This window comes from Streptomyces sp. NPDC028298, assembly GCF_055565895.1.
Genome location: NZ_JBVHTL010000009.1, coordinates 342,845 through 362,715, shown reverse-complemented (window position 1 = coordinate 362,715; position 19,871 = coordinate 342,845). Strand labels below are relative to the sequence as shown.

Below are 19,871 nucleotides of genomic sequence, written 5' to 3'. Positions count from 1 at the left end.
CCCAGGTCCCCCGATCGTGACGGTGTGATGGAGGCTCAGTGTTTGCGGTGCGAATCCGTGGGCGTGACCATGCGCGGTCAAGACGTAGGACACGTACGGCTGTTGTCGTACAGGAGTCCTGAAGTCGACCTTGTGTGTTCCCTGTGCGTCTCGGAATAGTGGGTCGAGGAACAACTGGCATGGACGCGACGGTACGGACTTTTCCACCGTGCTCAGGGCCCATGCCGTACGCCTTCAGGTCCCGGAGGTCCCCACAACCGCCCGGACCGACCCCCCACAGGAGGACGTGAGTTGAAGCACCGACGCGTATCGAAGAGGCATGCCCTCATGACGGGTGCGGGCGTCACCGCGCTGATCGTCGCCGGCGTCACCTTCCAGACTGCGAACGCGAGCGAGGTCCCGAAGAGCCCCGCGCCGCACACCCTCTCCGTCACGGCGGCCGGAAAGCTCGCCTCGGCCCTCGGCGAGGACCTGGGCACCGACGCCGCGGGAACGTATTACGACGCGAAGTCCCGGCACCTCGTCGTCAACGTGCTCGACCAGGCCGCGGCCGAGACCGTCACGGCCGCCGGCGCCAAGGCCAGGATCGTCGAGAACTCCCTCGCCGAGCTGGCCGGTGCCCGCACCACGCTCAAGAAGGACGCGACCATCCCCGGTACGTCCTGGGCCACCGACCCGGAGACCAACCAGGTCGTCGTCACCGCCGACCGCACGGTCTCCGACGCCGAGTGGGCCAGACTCACCAAGGTCGTCGACGGACTCGGGGCCAAGGCCGAACTCAAGCGCACACAGGGAGAGTTCAAACCGTTCATCGCCGGCGGCGACGCCATCAGCGGTTCCGGCGGGCGCTGCTCGCTCGGCTTCAACGTGGTCAAGGGCGGGCAGCCGTACTTCATCACCGCCGGGCACTGCACCGCGGAGATCTCCACCTGGTCGGACTCCGACGGCAAGGAGATCGGCACGAACGAGCAGTCCAGCTTCCCCGACAACGACTTCGGCCTGGTCAAGTACACGGCGACCACGGACCACCCGAGCGAGGTCGACCTCTACAACGGCTCCACGCAGGCCATCACCAAGGCGGGCGACGCCACCGTCGGCATGAAGGTGACCCGCAGCGGCTCCACCACCCATGTGCACGACGGCACGGTCAAGGGCCTGGACGCCACCGTGAACTACGGCAACGGCGACGTCGTCAACGGTCTCATCCAGACCGACGTCTGCGCGGAGCCCGGCGACAGCGGCGGCTCGCTCTTCTCCGGCGACACCGCCATCGGCCTCACCTCCGGCGGCAGCGGTGACTGCACCGCGGGCGGCGAGACGTTCTTCCAGCCGGTGACCGAGGCGCTCTCGGCCTTCGGGGCCCAGATCGGCTGACCTTCCCGGTCCGGCCTTCCCGGTCAGGCCACCCCCGGGGAGGCGGAGCCCCGCTCCCGCGCATGTCGCGGGAGCGGGGCTCTTGGGTTTCCCGGCCCGGAAGCCCCATGCCGGAGGGGTACCGGCGCCGGCGCCCCGCCCGGCCGCCCCGCGGTCCGTGTCGTCCGGTGTTCGCGCAGGTGGGAGCAGGTCCGAGCAGATGTAGCACAAGTGTTCGAGAATTGGTCTATGGTGGGGGTGAGGTAACTGGGAACAAGTGTTCGAGAGCCATGAAGGCTCACAGGTCGGGAGGTGTGCGTGCCGGGATTCACGCATCTGCACACCGCCTCCGGGTTCTCCCTGCGCTACGGGGCCTCGCACCCGGAGCGCCTCGCCGAGCGCGCCGCAGAGCGGGGCATGGACGCCCTCGCGCTCACCGACCGGGACACCCTCGCGGGCTCGGTCCGGTTCGCCAAGGCCTGCGCGAAGGCGGGCGTCCGCCCGCTGTTCGGCGTGGACCTGGCGGTCGGGGAACCCGTACGAGGGGAACGGCGCCGCACCCCGGTGCGCGGCGGTGCCTTCATCGACGAATCGACACCCCGGGCGACCTTCCTCGCCCGGGACGGAGCCGCCGGCTGGGCCGACCTCTGCAGAATCGTCACGGCGACGCATGCGGGCGGCAAGGCGGACGGGCCCCCGCTGCTGCCCTGGTCCGACAACCACGCCGAAGGCCTGACCGTACTGCTCGGCCCCGGCTCCGATGTCGGCCGCGCACTCGCCGCGGGCCGCCCCGACCGCGCGGCGGCGCTGCTCACGCCCTGGCGGGAGATCTACGGTGACGCCCTGCGCCTCGAAGCCGTCTGGCACGGCCGTCAGGGCACCGGCCCCGGCTCCCTGCGCCTGGCCGCCCGCACGGTCGGCTTCGCCGCCGAGCAGCGGGTGCGTCCCGTGCTCAGCAACGCCGTCCGGTACGCCGACGCCGGCCTCGGCCCGGTCGCCGACGTCCTGGACGCGGCCCGCCGGCTCGTCCCCGTCGACCCCCGCCGCGAGCTGGACTCCGGCGAGGCATGGCTCAAGGACGAGGCCGTCATGCTGGCCGCCGCCGAACGGATCGTCGAGGCGGCGGGCTACCGCCGTGACACCGCGCACCGGCTGCTCGAACAGACCCGGGCCACCGCGGCCGCCTGCCGTGTCGACCCCGAGGACGACCTCGGCATCGGCGGCGTGCACTTCCCCGAACCGCGGCTCGTCGGCGCGGACCGGCGCACCGCCCAGCGCGTCCTCGCCTCCCGCGCGGCGGCGGGCATGGTGCGGCGCGGCTACGCCGGCCGGCGCGCGTACTGGGAGCGGATGCACCACGAGCTGGACATCATCGCCCACCACAACTTCGCCTCCTACTTCCTGACGGTCGCTCAGGTGGTGGACGACATACGGGAGATGGGCATCCGGGTCGCGGCGCGCGGCTCGGGGGCCGGCTCCCTGGTCAACCACCTCCTCGGCATCGCGCACGCGGACCCCGTCGAACACCGGCTGCTGATGGAACGCTTCCTGTCCAAGCGCCGCCCGGTGCTGCCCGACATCGACATCGACGTGGAGTCCGCGCGCCGTATCGAGGTCTACCGCGCGATCATCGGCCGGTTCGGCACCGAGCGCGTCGCGACCGTCTCCATGCCCGAGACCTACCGCGTCCGGCACGCCGTGCGCGATGTCGGCGCCGCCCTCTCGCTGGACCCGGCCGAGATCGACCGGATCGCCAAGGCCTTCCCGCACATCCGGGCCCGTGACGCCCGCGCGGCCATGGAGGAACTCCCCGAACTGCGCGAGCTGGCGAGGGAGAAGGACAGATACGGCAAGCTGTGGGACCTCGTCGAATCCCTCGACGCCCTCCCGCGCGGTATCGCCATGCACCCGTGCGGGGTGCTCCTCTCCGACGCCTCCCTGCTCGCCCGTACGCCGGTCGTGCCGACCAGCGGCGAGGGCCTGCCGATGTCGCAGTTCGACAAGGAGGACGTCGAGGACCTCGGGCTGCTCAAGCTCGACGTGCTGGGCGTGCGGATGCAGTCCGCGATGGCGCACGCGGTGGCCGAGGTGGAGCGGGCCACGGGGGACCGGCCGGACATCGACGCGGTGGCACCGGGCGACCCGGCGACGTACCGGCTGATCCGGTCCACCGAGACGCTGGGCTGCTTCCAGATCGAGTCGCCGGGCCAGCGCGACCTGGTCGGACGGCTTCAGCCCGCGACCTTCCACGACCTCGTCGTCGACATCTCGCTCTTCCGGCCGGGGCCGGTCGCCGCCGACATGGTGCGGCCGTTCATCGAGGCGCGGCACGGCCGGGCGCCGGTCCGCTACCCGCACCCCGACCTGGAGGAGCCGCTGAGGGAGACGTACGGGGTCGTCGTCTTCCACGAGCAGATCATCGACATCGTCGACATCATGACCGGCTGCGGCCGTGACGAGGCGGACCGGGTGCGGCGCGGGCTCTCCGACCCCGAGTCGCAGGGGCGCATCCGGTTCTGGTTCGCCCAGCACGCGGCGGCGAAGGGGTACGACGCCGAGACCGTCGCGCGCACCTGGGAGATCGTCGAGGCCTTCGGGTCGTACGGCTTCTGCAAGGCGCACGCCGTCGCCTTCGCCGTCCCGACGTATCAGTCCGCGTGGCTGAAGGCCCATCATCCGGCCGCCTTCTACGCGGGGCTGCTCACGCACGACCCCGGGATGTACCCGAAGCGACTGCTGCTGGCGGACGCGCGGCGGCGCGGGGTGCCGATCCTGCCGCTGGACGTGAACCGGTCGGCGGTCGCTCATCGGATCGAACTGGTGTCTGATTCAGGGGCGGGGTCGGGGTCGGGGTCTGGAGCTGGGGTGGAGTCCAGGGCTGGGTCTGCGATTGGGATGGAGGCCGGGGCTGAGGCCGGGGCGGGGGCGGAGTCGAGGTCGGAGTCCGGGTCGGGGCTGGAGTCTCGGTCCGGTGCCGGGGCCGGTGGTTCCGGCGGTCGCTGGGGTGTCCGGCTGGCGCTCTCCGACGTGCACGGCATCAGCGAGGCCGAGGCGGCGCGCATCGCGGACGGACAGCCGTACGCCTCGCTGCTCGACTTCTGGGAACGGGCCCGGCCGAGCCGACCGCTCGCCCAACGGCTCGCACAGGTCGGCGCGCTGGACGCGTTCGGTGCCAACCGCCGTGATCTGCAACTCCACTTGACCGAACTGCACCGCGGCTCACGGGGCGCCGGCGGCGGCCAACTCCCGCTGGCCGGAGGGCGGAACACCGCCTCGGCCGGGCTGCCCGACCTGTCCTCGGCGGAGCGGCTGAGCGCCGAACTGGGCGTGCTCTCGATGGACGCCTCGCGGAACCTGATGGACGACCACCGTGCGTTCCTGGGGGAGCTGGGCGTCGTCACGGCACGTCGGCTGCGCGAGGCGCGGCACGGGGAGACGGTCCTGGTCGCGGGCGCCAAGGCGGCCACCCAGACCCCGCCGATCCGCTCCGGCAAGCGGGTCATCTTCAGCACGCTGGACGACGGGACGGGCCTGGTCGACCTCGCCTTCTTCGACGACTCCCACGACGCCTGCGCCCACACGGTCTTCCACTCCTGGCTGCTGCTCGTGCGCGGAGTGGTGCAGCGCCGCGGCCCGCGCAGCCTCAGCGTGGTGGGCGCGGCGGCCTGGAACCTCGCCGAACTGGCCGAGCTGCGCGCCGAGGGCGGCCTCGACGTGGTGGCGGCGCGACTGGCCGAACCCGCGCCGCGGAAGCCGGGGGAGCCGGACGGACCGGGGGAGTCGAGCGCTCCGGGTGAGCCGGGCGGTCCGCGGGGATCGCGGCGGCCGGGACCGTCGGGCGACGGCGGCCCGTCCGGCGATGGCGGTCCGTCCGGTGACGGTGGCCGGTCCGCTGACGGCGGCCGGTCCGGGGGCCGGACGATCCGGATGCCCACGGGGTACGAGATGCACCCCTGGGCCGATCTGCGTCCCGCGGGCGAAGGGCCCGCGGGTGGAAAGAAGTTGTGGCACCAGAGCCCGGGGAGTGCGGGATGACCATCCTCTGCGTACGTTTCAAGCTGCCTCCGATGTACGAGGCCGCCCTGCCCCGACTCCTCGGCGTCCTGGAGGAGTTCACCCCTGTCGTCGAGGCGCTGCCACCCGACGGCGCCCTGCTCGATCTGCGGGGTGCCGAGCGGTACTTCGGGCGCGGCACCGTCGAGTTCGCCTCGCTCATCCGGGTGCGGACCCTCGCCCTGCACGGGATCGACTGCGTGATCGGCGCCGGGCCCGGACCGATGCTGGCGCGGATGGCACTGCGGGACGCCGTGCCCGGCGTGCCCCGGGTGGTGCCCGAAGAGCCGGACGCCGTCGCGGAGTTCCTCGCCGACCGGCCCGTCGCCGCGCTGCCCGGCGTCGGCGGTGCCACCGCGCGCACCCTGTGCGAGTACGGCCTCGACACCATCGGCAAGGTCGCGGCCGCGCCCCTGTCCACCCTTCAGCGTCTCACCGGTGCCCGGCCCGGCCGCGAACTGCGCGAGAAGGCGTCCGGCATCGACCGCGGCCGGGTCGTGCCGAACGCCACCTCGCGCTCTCTGGCCGCCGAACGAGCCTTCCGGAGCGACGAGTTGGATCCGGTCCAGCACCGCCGGGCGTTGCTCTCCGTGACCGAGGAGCTCGGCAGCCGGCTGCGCTCCCTGGAGAAGGTCTGCCGCACGCTGACCCTCACCGTGCGGTACGCCGACCGCTCCGCGACCACCCGCGGCCGCACCCTCAAGGAGGCGACCGCCCACTCCCCGACGCTGACCGGCACCGCGTACCGCATGTACGAGGCGCTCGGCCTCCAGCGCGCCAGGGTCCGTGTGATCGCCCTGCGCGCCGAGGGGCTGACCTCCGCGGAACAGGCCTCCCACCAGCTCACCTTCGACCCGGTCGACGAGAAGGTCCGCCGCATCGAGGAGGTCGCCGACCGGGCGCGGGCGCGGTTCGGCCCGCACGTGATCGGCCCGGGGACGCTGGCCGCGTAGGAGCCCCGGGCCCTAGTTGGCCCAGGGCGGGGTGAGGGTCGTGCCGTCGGCCAGCTCCGCGCGGAGGCCGATGGACGTGGTGACCCAGGAGAGCGCGGCCTCCTGGGTCGGGTTCTCGATGCCGAGGACCGCGCCCGGCGTGATGATCACGGTGTCCCCCGCGGTGATCCGCTCGGTGCGGCCGTCGAGGGTGACCAGCAGTTCCCCGGAGAGGAGATGGAAGATCTCCTCGCGGTTGACGGTGTGCACGGGGGCCTGATGCCCCGCGGGGATCTCCGCGCGCCAGGCGCACAGCTCCTTGCTGCCGCTGCGGGGAGCGGCGTACGAGGTGAAACGGGCGCCGTGGACCTCGTGGACCACGGCTTCGGACGAACGGACGACGGGCACGGGTGCCTCCGGAATCGGCGGGGTGTCCGGCCAAGGGCTCGGAATATGGTCAATCTGCTTGACTACTTGCTCCAGGAAGATGGTCAAGCAGCTTGACCGAATAGTCAAGGGTGTTTGAATGCGTGCGTGCAGAACTCCGAGGCCATGGCCCTGTCCGCCGCCCTGCTCGCCGCCGCCGGCGAGCTCACGCAACGTATTCACGAGGGTGTGGTCGCCCGGGGGTTCGAGGGGGTGCGGCCCGCGCACGGCTTCGCCTTCGCGCGGCTCGCGCCGGGCGGGGCGACCGTCACCGAGGTCGCGGCCCATCTGGGGGTCACCAAGCAGGCCGCCAGTCAGCTCGTCGAGGAGCTCGTCCGCAAGGGGTACGTGGAGCGGCGGCCGCACCCCGACGACGCGCGGGCCCGGCTCCTCGTGCTCACCGAACTCGGATGGGCCTGCACCCGGGCGGCGGAAGAGGCGGCCGCGGACGCCGTACGGGCGTGGGCCGAAGTGCTGGGGGAGGGTGAAATGCGCGCGTTGTGCACGCGTTTGGCGAGCATCGCGCCCTACGGTCCCATCAGGCCCGCCTGGTGACGCTCGGTCACCGTCGGCGGCCGCCTGGTTATCACTGAAAGTTTTTACTGACGCGTAACTTCACACGTCTGCTACTCGACCGTAACTTGACGAGTGAACAGCATCCTCGTGATCCGGATCACTGGGCGTACACCCCCACAACTCCCTTGAGCCGCAAGGAGATCACCCGATGCTGCCCTGGAAGCGAGTGCTCAGACCCCTGGCCGCGCTGATCCTGACCGCCACGGTCGCGGTCGTCCCCGCTGCCACAGCACAAGCTGATTCCGCCCCCAGCAGTGGCTGGAACAACTACTCCTGCAAGCCCTCCACCACGCACCCCCGCCCCGTCGTCCTCGTCCACGGCACCTTCGGGAACTCCGTCGACAACTGGCTGGCCCTCGCCCCCTACCTGACCAGCCGCGGGTACTGCGTCTTCTCCCTCGACTACGGGCAACTGCCCGGCGTCCCCCTGTTCAACGGTCTCGGCCCCATCGACAAGTCGGCCGCACAGCTCCAGGTCTTCGTCGACAAGGTCCTCGCCGCGACCGGCACCGCCAAGGTCGACGTGGTGGGCCACTCGCAGGGCGGCATGATGCCCCGCTACTACCTCAAGTTCCTCGGCGGAGCCGCCAAGGTGAACGCCCTCGTCGGTCTCGCCCCCGACAACCACGGCACGACCCTCAACGGACTCACCAAACTGCTCCCGTACTTCCCGGGCGCGGAGGACCTGCTGACCACGGCGACCCCGGGACTCGCGGACCAGATCGCCGGTTCGGCGTTCATGACCAAGCTCAACGAGGGCGGCGACACCGTCCCCGGCGTCCACTACACGGTCATCGCCACCAAGTACGACGAGGTGGTCACGCCGTACAGCTCCGGGTTCCTGAGCGGATCCGACGTCCACAACGTCCTGTTGCAGAACCTGTGCGGGCTCGACCTCTCCGAGCACGTGGCCATCGGGATCTTCGACCGGATCGCGTACCACGAGGTGGCGAACGCGCTCGACCCGGCGCACGCGACCACCACCAACTGCGCCTCGGTCTTCAGCTGACAGGCTCGGCGGACCACTCGTCCATGACGGTCCGCCCGAGCGCCCCGGCGTGACCGTCCGTCCGTCCGCGTTCCCCCCTGCGGAACGCGGACGGCGGGCCACGCCGCCGGGGGCTGTCCGGCCTGAGCCGCCGGTCAGCCCCCGGAGTCGTCCGCGGTCAGCGCCCGCGCCGGCCGCCCGGCGTCGCGCGCCGCCGCACGGAGGCGAACAGCGCCGCGGCACCGAGCGCGAGCGCGGCGGCACCGCCGATCGCGATGTACGAGGTGGAGGCGTCGCCACCGGTCTCGGCGAGGCTCCGGGGCGAACCGGCGGCCTCCGGCCGGTCGTCCGGGACGTCCGCGGAATCGGTGCCCGCCGCCGACGCGTCCTCGGCCCCACCGGAAGTGCCCCCGGCCGCCTTGGTGGTGCCGGTGCCCGGGGTCGGCTCCGCCGACGTGGCGGCGTCGTCGTCGCCGTGGCCGTGGTGCTCCACGGTCGACTCGTCGCTGCCGTCCTCGATCTGCTTCTCGGAGGGCGCCGAGGCGCTCGGCGCGGGAGCGCCGCCGCCGGTGCCCTTGCCGCCGCTCGCGCCGCCGAACGCCACGTCGGAGCAGGAGTAGAAGGCCTCCGGGCTGTCCGAGCGCTGCCAGACCGCGTACAGGAGCTGCTTGCCCGAGCGCTCCGGCAGGCTGCCGGAGAACGTGTAGAAGCCGCCCGAGGCCACCGGGTCCGTGGCCGTCGCGACCGGATGCGCCAGGTCGAGATCGCCCCAGCCCAGCGGCCGCGAGGGGTCGTAGCCCGCCTTCGTGATGTACACCTTGAACGTGCCCTTGTGGGGTGCGGTCACCCGGTACTTGAAGGTGTACGAGCCGGCGCTCACGCCCGTCGCGGGCCAGTCGGAGCGCGCCAGGTCGAGCCCCTTGAACTCTTCGTTGCCGGCGCTGCACAGCTTGCCGTCCGGGATCAGCTCCTGGTGCCGCCCGTTCGCGTCGCCGATGCGGATGCCGTTCCAGTCGTAGAGCGCCTGCGTGCCCCCCGCCGCGACAGCCGCCTTGCAGGCGTCCGACCTGGGGTTCTCCGGCCCTTCCGCGTAACACTGGGACACCCGGCTCACCGGGTCCCCCATCGACCCGTGCGCCGAGGCGGGCACCGCGGCCAGCGCGGACAGGGCGAGCGGTACGACACCGACGACGGCGACACCGAGGGCCTTGCGGCGTACGGACATGGGGAACTCCTCGAACGGTCCAGATGCGTGGGGTGAGCGAGCCCCGCACGACGCCGCGTGCGGGGGGATCCCGTGGGGGGTGATCAGAAAACTAGCCCCAAGAAACCGCGAAATCGCCTGCTGAAGCCGGGTGGGGGAGATCCTTATGGTGGCTTTAAGGCGGGGCTAACGGGGGGCTGAGGAAGGGGGGTTGGGGAGGCCGCGTTGAACTGCTGCCGAGCGCTGCCGCTGTCCGTGGTGGTCCACGCTCGTCCGTCGTCGGACGCCTCGGTTGGCTCCCAAGGGCCGTCGGCCCGTGGGGGCCGTTCCCGCCACTCCACCGTCAGACGCAGGTGGTGATGGACCTGTATACGAGCGTCGGTCAACAAGTCGTCGAGGAAGGCCGTTCCCTCGACCTTTCCCCGCTTCGGGAGTAGGTCGATCCCTCGGCCTTCCCCCGCTTCGGGCGTGCTCACCCGCTGTAGCGTGATGTCGCCTGATGAATCCGTTCTCGGAGGCCGTCGATGCAACCACGTCGTATCCGCAGGCAAGAGGCCGTCGAGGTGTACCGGAACGCCTACGGGAGCCTGTACGACGATGCCGTCGTCTCTCCGGAGGGAAAACCGGGGCGCTATCTGCGGTGGGCGTGGTCGACGCCGGGTGTCGTCGTCGTGCCCCGGTGGGCCGACACCGTCGCGCTCGTTCCCGCGTTTCGCTATCCGATCGGCGAACTGTCCTGGGAATTCCCGCGAGGAGGCCGGGAGCCAGGTGAGTCGGCCGAGGAAGCCGCGGTCCGGGAACTGAACGAGGAGACCGGTCTGACCGCGGCCACCACCAAGCGACTGGGCGCGCTCTACGCGGAGACCGGCCTGATCGAGTCTCCCATCGAGGTGGTCGAGGCCTTCGTGGAGGGCCCGGAATTCGGGAAGCGGTCACCGGACGTCATGGAATCGGTGGAGGAACCGGTCTGGTTCAGCTCCTCCGAGTTGCTGACCGCCTTCGCGGACCAGCGAGTACGGTGCGCGATCACCATCGCCGCCGCCGCACTCGCGTGGCCACGGGAGTCCTAGGGCCTGCCTGACAATTCCCGCCCGCCCGGCGACGCCTGGCATGCCTTGGCGGCCGTTCATCTCATTCGGGAGGTTCCGTCGGGCTGACGATCCGCAGCAGCTTCTCGTGCTCGGGGAGCTGCTTCTCCAGCCGCCAGGCGTTCTTGAGCCGCTCGGATTCCCGCTTCAGTTTCCTCTCCTTCTTGTCCTGGGCGATGTCGAAGGGCATGGAGAGCAGATTCAGCATGAGCGAGGCGGGGCTGAAGCCGGAACTGATCAATCCGATCAGGGTGTCGAGCGACCCGGTGGCGACGGACGACGCCGAGACGTGGAGCCTGGCCGTGACCCGCTCGTCCCGGACAGCGACCAGGGCGTCGGCGTCGAGGCCACGGAAAGCGGCGACCGCGGCTTCCTGGAGGTGCATGCAGAAGTCCTCGACGCCGTCCCTCAGCGCGTCGGTGTCCACCGGTCGGCCGCCGTGAGCCTTCGCGAACTGATCGACGACCACTTTCCGGGATTCCAGCCCGACGGCTTCGTTGACCACGCCCGCGGGGAGGCGTGCCAGCACATAGGGGTTCAGTACATAGCCGGGCAGGGTCAAGTCGCCTCGGGGAGCGTCCCCTTGCAGCGCGACCGTGGACGGCGTGCGCTGGGCGCCCCATGCCACGGGTATCTCCAGTTCGGCGGGCAAGGAGGTCCTGTAGGCCCAGTTCGCCGACCGCTCGACAGCCGCCAGCGCGACCTCGGAGCTCTCCCGGTGAGCCGTTCGCCGCTCCTCGATCCATCGGCGCAGGGAGTTGTAGTACAGCGGATCCTGGCCGTGGATCCATTCCACCGCGGCACGCAGGGTCCGGGCATAGGAGTCGTCGGGCGGCCCGATCAGCTCGGTCAGACGGTCCTCCGTCCTGCGCTTGAAGCGCTCGCTGACCTTGTCCACCGAGTACGGGGTGATGTGCCCTTCGGTGATCTCGTCCATGAGCTCGGCGTATTCCTCGGTCGGGACATCGCCCACACCGCGCGCCTCATGGTCGTCCCGGATCTCACGAAAGGAACCCGCCGCGTCGCGGCGCACGACGACCAGCATGCCCGAACTGATCAATTCGGCGAGATCCGCGCGCCATTCGCGGGTCGACGGGGTCCGCCCGTCGAGGAGTGAACGCAATGCCACGTTGAGGAGCACCTGGGAATCGGTGACGACCAACCGCTCGGCGAAGAGGGCGTTCTGCACTATCCGCGCCCGTAATCCTCCAGGGTCGGTGACAGCGCCGCCATGATGTTCCGTCTCGCTCAGAAAGACATGGGTGCTGTTTCCCGCAGCAGGAGACACTCTTCCTCCGACAGTGGTGTTTTCGGGCGTGCCCGAGAAAGGCACGCTCGCGGTCTTCGCGGCGACGGTATCGGCTCCGGCGCGCCGCCTCCAGGGCTCTCGGCGGCGCAGCGTCGCGGCGGCGTTCGGTGTACAAGGGGGCGTACGTGACGGCGATCAAGTGGGCAGGTGGGCAGGTGGGTGCGGGCATGGCGCGGACGCCGGGCGAATCCGGGGACACGGGCGAGGGGTTCGGGGTACGGCCGGCCCGCGCCGCCGACGTGCCCGTCGTGAAGGCAGTGATCGACGCCGCCTTCCAGCCCTACGTGGAGCGCATCGGGCTCGTTCCGGTGCCGATGGAAGCCGACCACGCGGCGAACGTGGCCGCGGGGCGGGTGTTCGTCACGGGGGAGCCCGTGCTCGGACTCGTGGTCGTCGAGGAACGCCCGCACCATCTTTACCTCGACATCGTCGCGGTCCGGCCCGATGCCCACGGTCAGGGCATCGGAGGCCGGCTGCTGCGCTTCGTCGAGGCACACGCGCGGGCGCTCGGGCTGGACGAGATCAGGCTCTACACCAACGCGATGATGTGGGAGAACCAGAAGATCTACCCGAGGTACGGGTACGAGGTCGCCGAGCGGCGCGCCGACGGGCCGTACGACCGGATCCACTACCGCAAGCGGCTGACCGGACCGGACCCGTCGTGAGCGGCCGACCGGACCGCAACGGCCGCGAGCGGCTGACCGGACCGGTCGTGAGCGGTCTGCGAGAGTCCACCGTCATCCGGTCGTGAGCGCCCCGGGGGAGGGGAGTCCACCGCGATCCGGCCGCACGCGCGCCGGCCACGGCACGGTGGCTCAGCCGTCCGGCCACCAGGTGCGCGCGATGTCCTTCCGGACCTCCGGGCGCTCGGCGGGGCGCTCGTCGGGCTCGTCCCGCACACGGCGGGAGTCCGACTTCCTCAGGGGCTTCTGCACGGTCACACGGCGCATGGCTGCCTCCTCGGGCGTCTACCGGATTCCGCGGTTGTACGGAGGTAGACCCTTTCGGGGAGAGTTCCTCATCGGTCGCGATCTGTCTGTGGCGGCCGTCACCCAACGGGTCCCCCATCGCCCCCCCATGGCCCCGCATGGGCCGCCCGCGGCCTGTCCACGGACCGACCGCGCAGGCCGAGGCCGATTGTCAGTGGTGGGTGACATCGTGGAACGCATGGTGAGCGACGGCGGTACGCAGGCAGGGGCGGACTTCGACTGGGACGCGGAGTCCGGCACGTTCGACGAGGAGCCCGACCACGGGCTGCGCGACCCCGAGGTGCGCGCCGCCTGGGCTGCGCGGCTGCGCGACTGGCTGCCCGAGAAGCCCGGCGATCTGCTCGACGTCGGCTGCGGCACCGGCAGCCTGTCGCTCATAGCCTCCGAGCAGGGCCACAGCGTCACCGGCGTCGATCTCGCCCCGGGCATGATCGACCGGGCCCGCGCCAAGCTGGCCGGGCGTGACGCGGTCTTCCTCCTCGGCGACGCGGTGGCGCCGCCCGTCGGAGAGCAGCGCTTCGACGTCCTGCTCAGCCGCCATGTGCTGTGGACGCTGCCCGATCCCGCGCGCGTGCTGCGGCACTGGCGCGGGCTGCTGCGCCCGGGAGGGCGGCTGGTGCTCGTCGAGGGCGTGTGGGGGACCCTGAGCCCGGTCGGCATATCCGCCGAGCGGACGGCCGCCCTGCTCCGGCCGCTGCTGTCCGACCCCGCCGACCTGCGGGTGGAGCCGCTGTCGGCCGACGCGCGGCTGTGGGGCCGGGACGTGGAGGACGAGCGGTACGCGGTGGTGGCCCGCTTCTGAGCACCGAGTCGGGCAGTGTCACCGGGCAGGCTCCAGGGCGTGCCCGGTGGCACTGCCGTGCGGGCCCGCCCTAGGGCCCGCACGCACGGTCTCGCACGCACGGTCTCGCACGCACGGCCTCGCACGCACGGCCTCGCCGGCCGGAGACGCCTGGCACGGTCCCCCGAGCTCTTCGAGCAGGGGGACCCCACCCGGACAGGCCCTAGGCGAGCAGGGCCTCGAAGCCGCCCTCGCGGGCGAGGTGTTCGAGGTCGTCCAGGGCCTTCTCGGCGGCGGCCGCGGCGGCCGGGTCGCTGCTCGCCAGCCCGCTCTCCGCGAACTCGTCCTCGTCCAGGCGCCGTACGTCCCTGCCGTCGGCCGAGCGCCACAGGTCGAGGTCGAGGTCCTCGACGACGAGCCGGTCTCCGGACACGGTGGCCGGGCGGGTGATGTCGCAGTACCAGCCCTTGCGTTCACCCGAGGCGTCCCGGACCTCCTTCACCGAGTACCAGCGGTCCCGCCAGTAGTACTCGGTGAAGATGTCGCCCTTCTCGAACTGCACGAAGCCGAAGTCGCGGATGCCGTCCCCGGCCCAGGGGGCACGGACGACCACCCGGGTGCCGTCGTCGGCGAGCAGCTCGGCCGGGTAACTGATCTTCGTACGGCCTGCCTTGACGAGTACGATCTCCAACGTGCCGGGCGTGTCAGCCGAGGTCACGGACATACTTCACCTCCGTCGCGCAGATTTCATAGCCGAACCATGTGTTGATCGCCAGCATCGGGCCGTTGCCGGCGTCGTTGCCCGTGAAAGCCTCCGTGAACCCCGCCGCGCGGGCCCGGTGCAGGGAGTGGTTCTTGGCGAGTTTGGCCAGACCCCGGCCCCGGAAGGCGCGGGCGGTGCCCGTCATCACGGTGCCGTAGCGGGTGCCGCCGTCGGTGCGGGCCGCGCTGAACGCCGCCGGGCGTCCGTCGACGAGCGCGACGGACGTGAGTTCACGGTCCAGGAGAGGGTGGTTCCAGGTCTCCGTCAGCCAGGCCTCGTAGTCCGTGAACTCGCGCTCGATGTCGCTCGGTTCGTCGAGAAGCGTCTCCGCGTCCAGCCTGAACAGCGGCCGGGGGTCGTCGGCGAAGTCCGCTCCGGTACGCAACTCCACACCGTCCGGCGGGGACTGGAGCGGGGGCAGGGTGCCGTTCGCGAGGTCGAGGCGGAGGAAGTGCGCCGAGCGGGCGGCGCGATAGCCGCGCTTCTCGGCGAAGGCGCGGTTCTCGGGCGTGTCCAGCACCCAGGCGTGCAGGCGGGTCGCGCCCAGGGCGGCCAGTCGCTCCTCGGCGGTGCGGGCCAGCAGCGAACCCGCCCCGCGTCCCGTCCGTTCCGGGTGCACGTAGATGTTGAGGTTCCCCTGGCCGGGCTCCGGGCTGTCGTACACGAGGCCCACCTGCGCGGTGCCGATCAGCTCACCGTCCTCCTCGGCCAGCAACGGCCGGTAGTGGGAGTCCGGGTGGGCGCCCTCCACGTCGTAGACGACGGACTCGGGGGTGAAGAGCATGAACGGGAGTGCCTGGTGCCGGACGCGCGCGTAGCCCGCGGCGTCCTCCGGGTCGTCGTGCCGAAGTTCGCGAACGATCACGGTCATGTGATCGCACGTTACGCGGGCGCCGTGGGCGGATGCCTCTCATTTTCGCGCGCGTACGGGACAATCGCCGGGTGACCCTGAAGATCCGCATCGCAGAGGGGGCCGCGCCGTACGAGCAGGTGCGCGCCCAGATTTCCGAGCAGGCCAGGTCCGGTGAGCTGCCGGTCGGCTACAAGCTGCCCACGGTACGGGGGCTGGCCGAGTCGCTCGGTCTCGCGGCCAACACCGTGGCCAAGGCGTACCGGGCGCTGGAGTCGGACGGGGTGATCGAGACACGGGGCCGCAACGGTACGTTCGTGGCCGCCGCCGGGGACGCCGCGTCCCGCGAGGCCGCGTCGGCGGCGCAGGCCTACGCGGAGCGCGCACGCCGGCTCGGCCTGACCGAGGACACCGCGCTGGCCGCCGTACGGGACGCCCTGCGGGCAGCCTTCGAGGACGCCGGCTAGCCACCCTCCCTCGGGTCCCCCGGGCCCCGGCCCTCCGGCCTTCGGGCCCGGGGTGTCACAGATACAGCCCCGCGTCCGCGCCCTCGCGTTGGTCCGGGACCGACGTCGGGGTCGTTCCGCGGCGCAGTGCGTACAGCTCCGCCAGGGTCGCGCCCTCGCGTGAGACGCCTTCCTCGGTGCCCAGCCAGCTCACCGCCTCGCGGCGGGTGAGCGCTCCGACCTCGATGCGGGCGAGGCAGCGGCCGGGGCGGACGACGGCCGGATGGAGGCGCTCCAGGTCCTCGTTGGTGGTGACCCCGACGAGGACGTTGCGGCCCTGGCCGAGCAGTCCGTCGGTGAGGTTGAGCAGCCGGGACAGGGCCTGGCCCGCGGTGTGCTTGGCCTCGCCGCGGATCAGTTCGTCGCAGTCCTCCAGGAGCAGGAGCCGCCAGCGGCCCTTGCCGCTGCCGTCCTCCTCGCCGATCGCGATGTCCATCAGATAGCCGACGTCGGAGAAGAGGCGCTCGGGGTCCAGCACGCAGTCCACCTGGCACCAGTCGCGCCAGGAACGGGCCAGTGTGCGCAGGGCGGAGGTCTTGCCGGTGCCGGGCGGGCCGTGCAGCAGGAGCAGCCGGCCCGCGATGTCCTCCGGCGTCGTCTTCATCAGGCGGTCCATGGCATCCGCGACCGGCGCCGTGTAGTTGGGGCGGACCTCCTCCCAGGTGCCCGCCGAGATCTGCCGGGTCGTGCGGTGCGGTCCCCGGCGCGGTGACACGTACCAGAAGCCCATCGTGACGTTCTCCGGCTGCGGTTCGGGCTCGTCCGCCGCGCCGTCCGTGGCCTGCTTCAGCACCTTCTCGGCGAGCTCGACGCTGGTCGCGGTCACCGTGACGTCGGCACCGCGGTTCCAGCGGGACACCAGCAGCGTCCAGCCGTCGCCCTCGGCGAGGGTCGCGCTGCGGTCGTCGTCGCGCGCGGAGCGCAGCACCCGGGCGCCCGGTGGGAGCAGCGTGGCCCCGGACCGTACGCGGTCGATGTTCACCGCGTGCGAGTGCGGCTGCTCGCCCGTCGCGAAGCGACCGAGGAACAGCGCGTCGACGACGTCCGACGGCGAGTCGCTGTCGTCGACGTTGAGCCTGATCGGCAGAGCGTCGTGTGGGTTCGCAGACATGTCGCCATGATCTGTCACGCGGGCGCCCCGTGCACCCGGTTTCCGCGGTGCGTCGCATGTGTCGCGCTCGTTCCCGCTCTTCGGGTGTATCCCCTCCCTCTTGTTCCCCAAGGGCGTTGCGGCCGTCCCGGACCGGACGGCCGCTGATCTCCCGTGCTGCGTAAGGGAGTTGACGCCTCGTGTCCTCGTGTCACGCGCCGGTCATCCAACCGACATGGACATGTAGAGAAATATGTGATGAACGGGGGCGGATCGGCTGGTTGATGCATAAGAGTCTTGGCATGGACACTTCCTGTCAACACGCGTAGCTGCTACCAAAGTCGTGGCAGAGATCCTGCTAAAGGGAGGTTCCATGAGACGTCCCAGATTTTCGGCATACATGACCTCACTCCTCCTGGCCGCCGGCCTCGCCCTCACCGGGGCGGCAGCGGCTCAGGCGCAAACCGCGGCGGCCACCGGCTATGTGGCGCTCGGTGACTCCTATTCCTCCGGTGTCGGCGCGGGCAGCTACATCAGCTCCAGCGGCGACTGCGACCGCAGCACGAAGGCGTACCCCTATCTCTGGAACGCCGCGCATTCACCGTCGTCGTTCGACTTCACCGCCTGCTCGGGCGCTCGTACGGGTGATGTCACGGCGAATCAGCTCGGCCCGCTCAGCTCCTCCACGGGGCTCGTCTCGATCACCATCGGCGGCAACGACGCGGGCTTCTCGGACGTCATGACGACCTGTGTCCTGCAGTCCGAGAGTTCCTGCCTCTCACGCATCGCCACGGCGAAGGCGTACGTCGACTCCACGCTCCCCGGCAAGCTCGACTCGGTCTACTCGGCGATCAGCGCCAAGGCCCCGGCGGCCCACGTGGTCGTCCTCGGCTACCCCCGCTTCTACAAGCTCAACGGAAGCTGCCTGACCGGCCTTTCGGAGGCCGAACGGTCCGCCATCAACGGCGCGGCCGACTATCTGGACAGCGCCATCGCCGCTCGTGCCTCCGCCCACGGCTTCACCTTCGCCGACGTCAGGGGCAACTTCACCGGCCACGAGATCTGCTCCGGCAGCGCCTGGCTGCACAGCCTGAACTGGCTGGACATCGGCGTGTCGTACCACCCGACCGCGACCGGTCACTCCGGCGGTTACCTGCCGGCCTTCTCCGGAGCCGCCTGACCTCCGGGTCCCCACCCCGGACTCCGGGCCCCACCCCGGAACCCTTCGAGAGAACACCCGTCCCGGCAGGGAGAACGCCCGCCCTGCCCGGGACACCGCCAGCCCCTCAGGGGGAGGCGGACACGGATGCGGAGGCCCCGTCCGTCGGGGTCTCCGTCTCACACGTGATGGTGAACGGAACGGAGTCGGAGGTCACCCGCACCGGGCTGCGCACCTCCACGCTGATCGAGTTGGCGAACTCCCCGCTCGTGTCGTACGTCGTCGCCACCACCGTCTTCTGCTGCGTCCTGCCGCCGCTCGCGGGGAACGACAGCGTCTTCCATCCCGGATCGGTCACCTCGCCCGTCTTCGTCACCCAGCGGTACTCGACATCCACCGGAACACGGCCCACCGTGAACGTCGCCGTGAACGAGGGAGCCTCTCCACTCGGCGGGGGACAGGTGCCCCGGTAGTCGGTGTGATGCCCCGTCAGCGTCACATGGACGGACTGCGCGGGCGGCGCGGTGGTCGAACTCCCGCCCCCGGGAGCGCTGCTGGAGGGACTCTGACCGCCGGTCGCGCCCGCGGTCGCGCTCTCGCTCTTCCTGCCCGAGGTACCGCCGTCGGTGGTGCCGGTGCCGCCGCTGCTGGTGTTCCCCTGCCCGGTGTTGTTCCCGCCGTCACCCTTGTCCTTGTTCAGCAGGGCGTACGTCAGTCCGCCGAGGGCGAGTGCCAGCGCGACCAGGCCCGCGATGATGGCGAAGGCCGCCCGGCGATTGCGCTCGGGCTCCGCGGCGGGGGTGGCCGAGGGCAGGGTCGCGGGAGGCGGGCCGAACCCCTGGGGCGGTGTCGCGGAGGACGGCCCCGGCACGCCGAACCCCCCGACGGTCGGCGCCTCGGAGGAGCGGGTCGCGGCGCCCATGGGGCGCGTGGGCGCCGTACCGCCCGCCGCGACGAGCCGCAGCTCGCGCTCGGCCGACTCGGCGCTCGTCCGTTCGGCCGGATCCTTGGCGAGCAGCCCCTCGATGACGGGGGCGAGCGGGCCCGCGCGACGGGGCGGCGGCAGCGGTTCGTCGACGATGGCCCGCAGGGTGCTCAGCGGAGTGGGCTGCCGGAAGGGCGAGTTGCCCTCGACCGCCGCGTACAGTAGTACGCCGAGCGACCACAGATCCGACTCGGGTCCGGGGGTGCGTCCCAACGCCCGCTCCGGGGCGAGGAATTCCGGCGATCCGATGACCTCGCCCGTCATGGTCAGGGCGGAGCTGCCCTCGACCGTCGCGATGCCGAAGTCCGTCAGGACGACCCGTCCGTCGTTCGCCATCAGCACGTTGCCCGGTTTGACGTCCCGGTGCAGGACCCCCGCCTCGTGCGCGGCGCGCAGCGCGGCGAGGACCTCGGCGCCGATGTGGGCGGCGCGCTGCGGATCCAGCGGACCCTCGGCGTCCAGCAGGTCGGAGAGGGCGATCCCGCGGATCAGCTCCATCACGATCCACGGCCGGCCGTCCTCCATGGCCACGTCGTACACCGTCACGACATTGCGGTGGGAGACACGGGCGGCCGCCCACGCCTCCCGCTCCAGACGCGCGTACATCCGCTCGATCTCGGCGTCGGGAAGCCCGGCCGGGGCACGGACCTCCTTCACGGCGACCTCGCGTTGCAGCACTTCGTCGCGTGCGCGCCACACCGTGCCCATGCCGCCTTCGCCCAACGGCGAGAGCAGCCGGTAGCGCCCCGCGATCACACGTTCACTGCCCGGATCTTCGGACACGTGCGTCCCCCATTCGCATCCGCGCGTTTTCTCCCC

General features: G+C 71.4%; 18 protein-coding genes. 10 read left to right on the top strand and 8 right to left on the bottom strand.

Translation table 11 applies throughout. The features are described 5' to 3' along the window. Positions 1 to 291: 291 nt before the first annotated feature. The 3 genes from ACZ4TO_RS34420 to ACZ4TO_RS34410 all read left to right on the top strand — a co-directional run bounded on the left by ACZ4TO_RS34420 (position 292) and on the right by ACZ4TO_RS34410 (position 6,359). On the top strand, positions 292 to 1,374 hold the full coding sequence (locus ACZ4TO_RS34420; protein WP_468026259.1) for a S1 family peptidase: 1,083 nt from the start codon (positions 292 to 294) through the stop codon (positions 1,372 to 1,374). A gap of 297 nt (positions 1,375 to 1,671) precedes the next feature. Beyond that, complete coding sequence (locus ACZ4TO_RS34415) at positions 1,672 to 5,388, top strand: DNA polymerase III subunit alpha (RefSeq protein ID WP_468026258.1); 3,717 nt, start codon at positions 1,672 to 1,674, stop codon at positions 5,386 to 5,388. Beyond that, positions 5,385 to 6,359, top strand: coding sequence for a DNA polymerase Y family protein (locus ACZ4TO_RS34410; RefSeq protein ID WP_468026257.1), 975 nt, complete (start codon positions 5,385 to 5,387; stop codon positions 6,357 to 6,359). The genes ACZ4TO_RS34415 and ACZ4TO_RS34410 overlap by 4 nt, the downstream gene beginning before the upstream one ends. A gap of 12 nt (positions 6,360 to 6,371) precedes the next feature. On the opposite strand, the gene ACZ4TO_RS34405 is transcribed toward ACZ4TO_RS34410, so the two are convergent. After that, positions 6,372 to 6,746 (bottom strand): cupin domain-containing protein, encoded by a 375-nt coding sequence (locus tag ACZ4TO_RS34405; RefSeq protein WP_382789440.1) that lies wholly within the window; start codon positions 6,744 to 6,746, stop codon positions 6,372 to 6,374. Between the two features lie 126 nt (positions 6,747 to 6,872). Here ACZ4TO_RS34405 and ACZ4TO_RS34400 point away from each other — a divergent pair, with 126 nt between their 5' ends. Then, positions 6,873 to 7,319 (top strand): MarR family winged helix-turn-helix transcriptional regulator, encoded by a 447-nt coding sequence (locus ACZ4TO_RS34400; protein WP_385042613.1) that lies wholly within the window; start codon positions 6,873 to 6,875, stop codon positions 7,317 to 7,319. A gap of 169 nt (positions 7,320 to 7,488) precedes the next feature. Beyond that, entirely contained in the window at positions 7,489 to 8,349 is an 861-nt protein-coding gene (locus ACZ4TO_RS34395) for an esterase/lipase family protein (protein ID WP_382789434.1), read from the top strand. Between the two features lie 157 nt (positions 8,350 to 8,506). On the opposite strand, the gene ACZ4TO_RS34390 is transcribed toward ACZ4TO_RS34395, so the two are convergent. Beyond that, the gene (locus ACZ4TO_RS34390; RefSeq protein WP_468026256.1) at positions 8,507 to 9,553 is read right to left on the bottom strand and encodes a lytic polysaccharide monooxygenase auxiliary activity family 9 protein; all 1,047 of its coding nucleotides are present in this window, start codon (positions 9,551 to 9,553) and stop codon (positions 8,507 to 8,509) included. A 503-nt stretch (positions 9,554 to 10,056) separates the two neighbouring features. On the opposite strand from ACZ4TO_RS34390, the gene ACZ4TO_RS34385 reads away from it, so the two are divergent. After that, the gene (locus ACZ4TO_RS34385) at positions 10,057 to 10,602 is read left to right on the top strand and encodes an NUDIX hydrolase (RefSeq protein ID WP_385042608.1); all 546 of its coding nucleotides are present in this window, start codon (positions 10,057 to 10,059) and stop codon (positions 10,600 to 10,602) included. A 61-nt stretch (positions 10,603 to 10,663) separates the two neighbouring features. Here the strand turns inward: ACZ4TO_RS34385 and ACZ4TO_RS34380 are convergent, their stop codons facing one another. Further along, positions 10,664 to 11,809 (bottom strand): hypothetical protein, encoded by a 1,146-nt coding sequence (locus tag ACZ4TO_RS34380; RefSeq protein WP_468026255.1) that lies wholly within the window; start codon positions 11,807 to 11,809, stop codon positions 10,664 to 10,666. 287 nt (positions 11,810 to 12,096) lie between these two features. Between ACZ4TO_RS34380 and ACZ4TO_RS34375 the strand changes: the two genes are divergently transcribed. Then, on the top strand, positions 12,097 to 12,594 hold the full coding sequence (locus tag ACZ4TO_RS34375) for a GNAT family N-acetyltransferase (RefSeq protein ID WP_468026289.1): 498 nt from the start codon (positions 12,097 to 12,099) through the stop codon (positions 12,592 to 12,594). A gap of 150 nt (positions 12,595 to 12,744) precedes the next feature. Here the strand turns inward: ACZ4TO_RS34375 and ACZ4TO_RS34370 are convergent, their stop codons facing one another. Beyond that, complete coding sequence (locus tag ACZ4TO_RS34370; protein ID WP_263974428.1) at positions 12,745 to 12,879, bottom strand: hypothetical protein; 135 nt, start codon at positions 12,877 to 12,879, stop codon at positions 12,745 to 12,747. Positions 12,880 to 13,096: 217 nt separating this feature from the next. Between ACZ4TO_RS34370 and ACZ4TO_RS34365 the strand changes: the two genes are divergently transcribed. Further along, the gene (locus ACZ4TO_RS34365; RefSeq protein ID WP_468026288.1) at positions 13,097 to 13,720 is read left to right on the top strand and encodes a class I SAM-dependent methyltransferase; all 624 of its coding nucleotides are present in this window, start codon (positions 13,097 to 13,099) and stop codon (positions 13,718 to 13,720) included. Between the two features lie 202 nt (positions 13,721 to 13,922). On the opposite strand, the gene ACZ4TO_RS34360 is transcribed toward ACZ4TO_RS34365, so the two are convergent. Continuing rightward, positions 13,923 to 14,423, bottom strand: a complete 501-nt coding sequence (locus ACZ4TO_RS34360; protein ID WP_468026254.1) for a ribonuclease FAU-1 family protein — start codon at positions 14,421 to 14,423, stop codon at positions 13,923 to 13,925. Then, complete coding sequence (locus ACZ4TO_RS34355) at positions 14,404 to 15,333, bottom strand: GNAT family N-acetyltransferase (RefSeq protein WP_468026253.1); 930 nt, start codon at positions 15,331 to 15,333, stop codon at positions 14,404 to 14,406. The genes ACZ4TO_RS34360 and ACZ4TO_RS34355 overlap by 20 nt, the downstream gene beginning before the upstream one ends. Positions 15,334 to 15,404: 71 nt before the next feature. Here ACZ4TO_RS34355 and ACZ4TO_RS34350 point away from each other — a divergent pair, with 71 nt between their 5' ends. Continuing rightward, a complete protein-coding gene (locus ACZ4TO_RS34350; protein ID WP_382789402.1) occupies positions 15,405 to 15,779 on the top strand; it encodes a GntR family transcriptional regulator in 375 nt (124 codons plus the stop codon). A 55-nt stretch (positions 15,780 to 15,834) separates the two neighbouring features. Here ACZ4TO_RS34350 and ACZ4TO_RS34345 read toward each other — a convergent pair whose 3' ends face one another. Beyond that, positions 15,835 to 16,929, bottom strand: coding sequence for a DUF5925 domain-containing protein (locus tag ACZ4TO_RS34345; protein ID WP_382789400.1), 1,095 nt, complete (start codon positions 16,927 to 16,929; stop codon positions 15,835 to 15,837). Positions 16,930 to 17,281: 352 nt separating this feature from the next. On the opposite strand from ACZ4TO_RS34345, the gene ACZ4TO_RS34340 reads away from it, so the two are divergent. Then, positions 17,282 to 18,088 carry an SGNH/GDSL hydrolase family protein gene (locus ACZ4TO_RS34340; protein ID WP_382789398.1) on the top strand — a complete coding sequence of 269 codons (807 nt, stop codon included), beginning with the start codon at positions 17,282 to 17,284 and terminating at the stop codon, positions 18,086 to 18,088. Between the two features lie 106 nt (positions 18,089 to 18,194). Here the strand turns inward: ACZ4TO_RS34340 and ACZ4TO_RS34335 are convergent, their stop codons facing one another. Beyond that, the gene (locus ACZ4TO_RS34335; RefSeq protein ID WP_468026252.1) at positions 18,195 to 19,835 is read right to left on the bottom strand and encodes a serine/threonine-protein kinase; all 1,641 of its coding nucleotides are present in this window, start codon (positions 19,833 to 19,835) and stop codon (positions 18,195 to 18,197) included. Positions 19,836 to 19,871: the final 36 nt, after the last annotated feature.

Bases quoted from the DNA above. Each gene is read 5' to 3' on its own strand.
- ACZ4TO_RS34410 (WP_468026257.1), top strand. From the start codon at position 5,385: ATGACCATCCTCTGCGTACGTTTCAAGCTGCCTCCGATGTACGAGGCC.
- ACZ4TO_RS34395 (WP_382789434.1), top strand. From the start codon at position 7,489: ATGCTGCCCTGGAAGCGAGTGCTCAGACCCCTGGCCGCGCTGATCCTG.
- ACZ4TO_RS34390 (WP_468026256.1), bottom strand. From the start codon at position 9,553: ATGTCCGTACGCCGCAAGGCCCTCGGTGTCGCCGTCGTCGGTGTCGTA.
- ACZ4TO_RS34385 (WP_385042608.1), top strand. From the start codon at position 10,057: ATGCAACCACGTCGTATCCGCAGGCAAGAGGCCGTCGAGGTGTACCGG.
- ACZ4TO_RS34375 (WP_468026289.1), top strand. From the start codon at position 12,097: ATGGCGCGGACGCCGGGCGAATCCGGGGACACGGGCGAGGGGTTCGGG.
- ACZ4TO_RS34370 (WP_263974428.1), bottom strand. From the start codon at position 12,879: ATGCGCCGTGTGACCGTGCAGAAGCCCCTGAGGAAGTCGGACTCCCGC.
- ACZ4TO_RS34365 (WP_468026288.1), top strand. From the start codon at position 13,097: ATGGTGAGCGACGGCGGTACGCAGGCAGGGGCGGACTTCGACTGGGAC.
- ACZ4TO_RS34360 (WP_468026254.1), bottom strand. From the start codon at position 14,423: ATGTCCGTGACCTCGGCTGACACGCCCGGCACGTTGGAGATCGTACTC.
- ACZ4TO_RS34355 (WP_468026253.1), bottom strand. From the start codon at position 15,333: ATGACCGTGATCGTTCGCGAACTTCGGCACGACGACCCGGAGGACGCC.
- ACZ4TO_RS34345 (WP_382789400.1), bottom strand. From the start codon at position 16,929: ATGTCTGCGAACCCACACGACGCTCTGCCGATCAGGCTCAACGTCGAC.
- ACZ4TO_RS34340 (WP_382789398.1), top strand. From the start codon at position 17,282: ATGAGACGTCCCAGATTTTCGGCATACATGACCTCACTCCTCCTGGCC.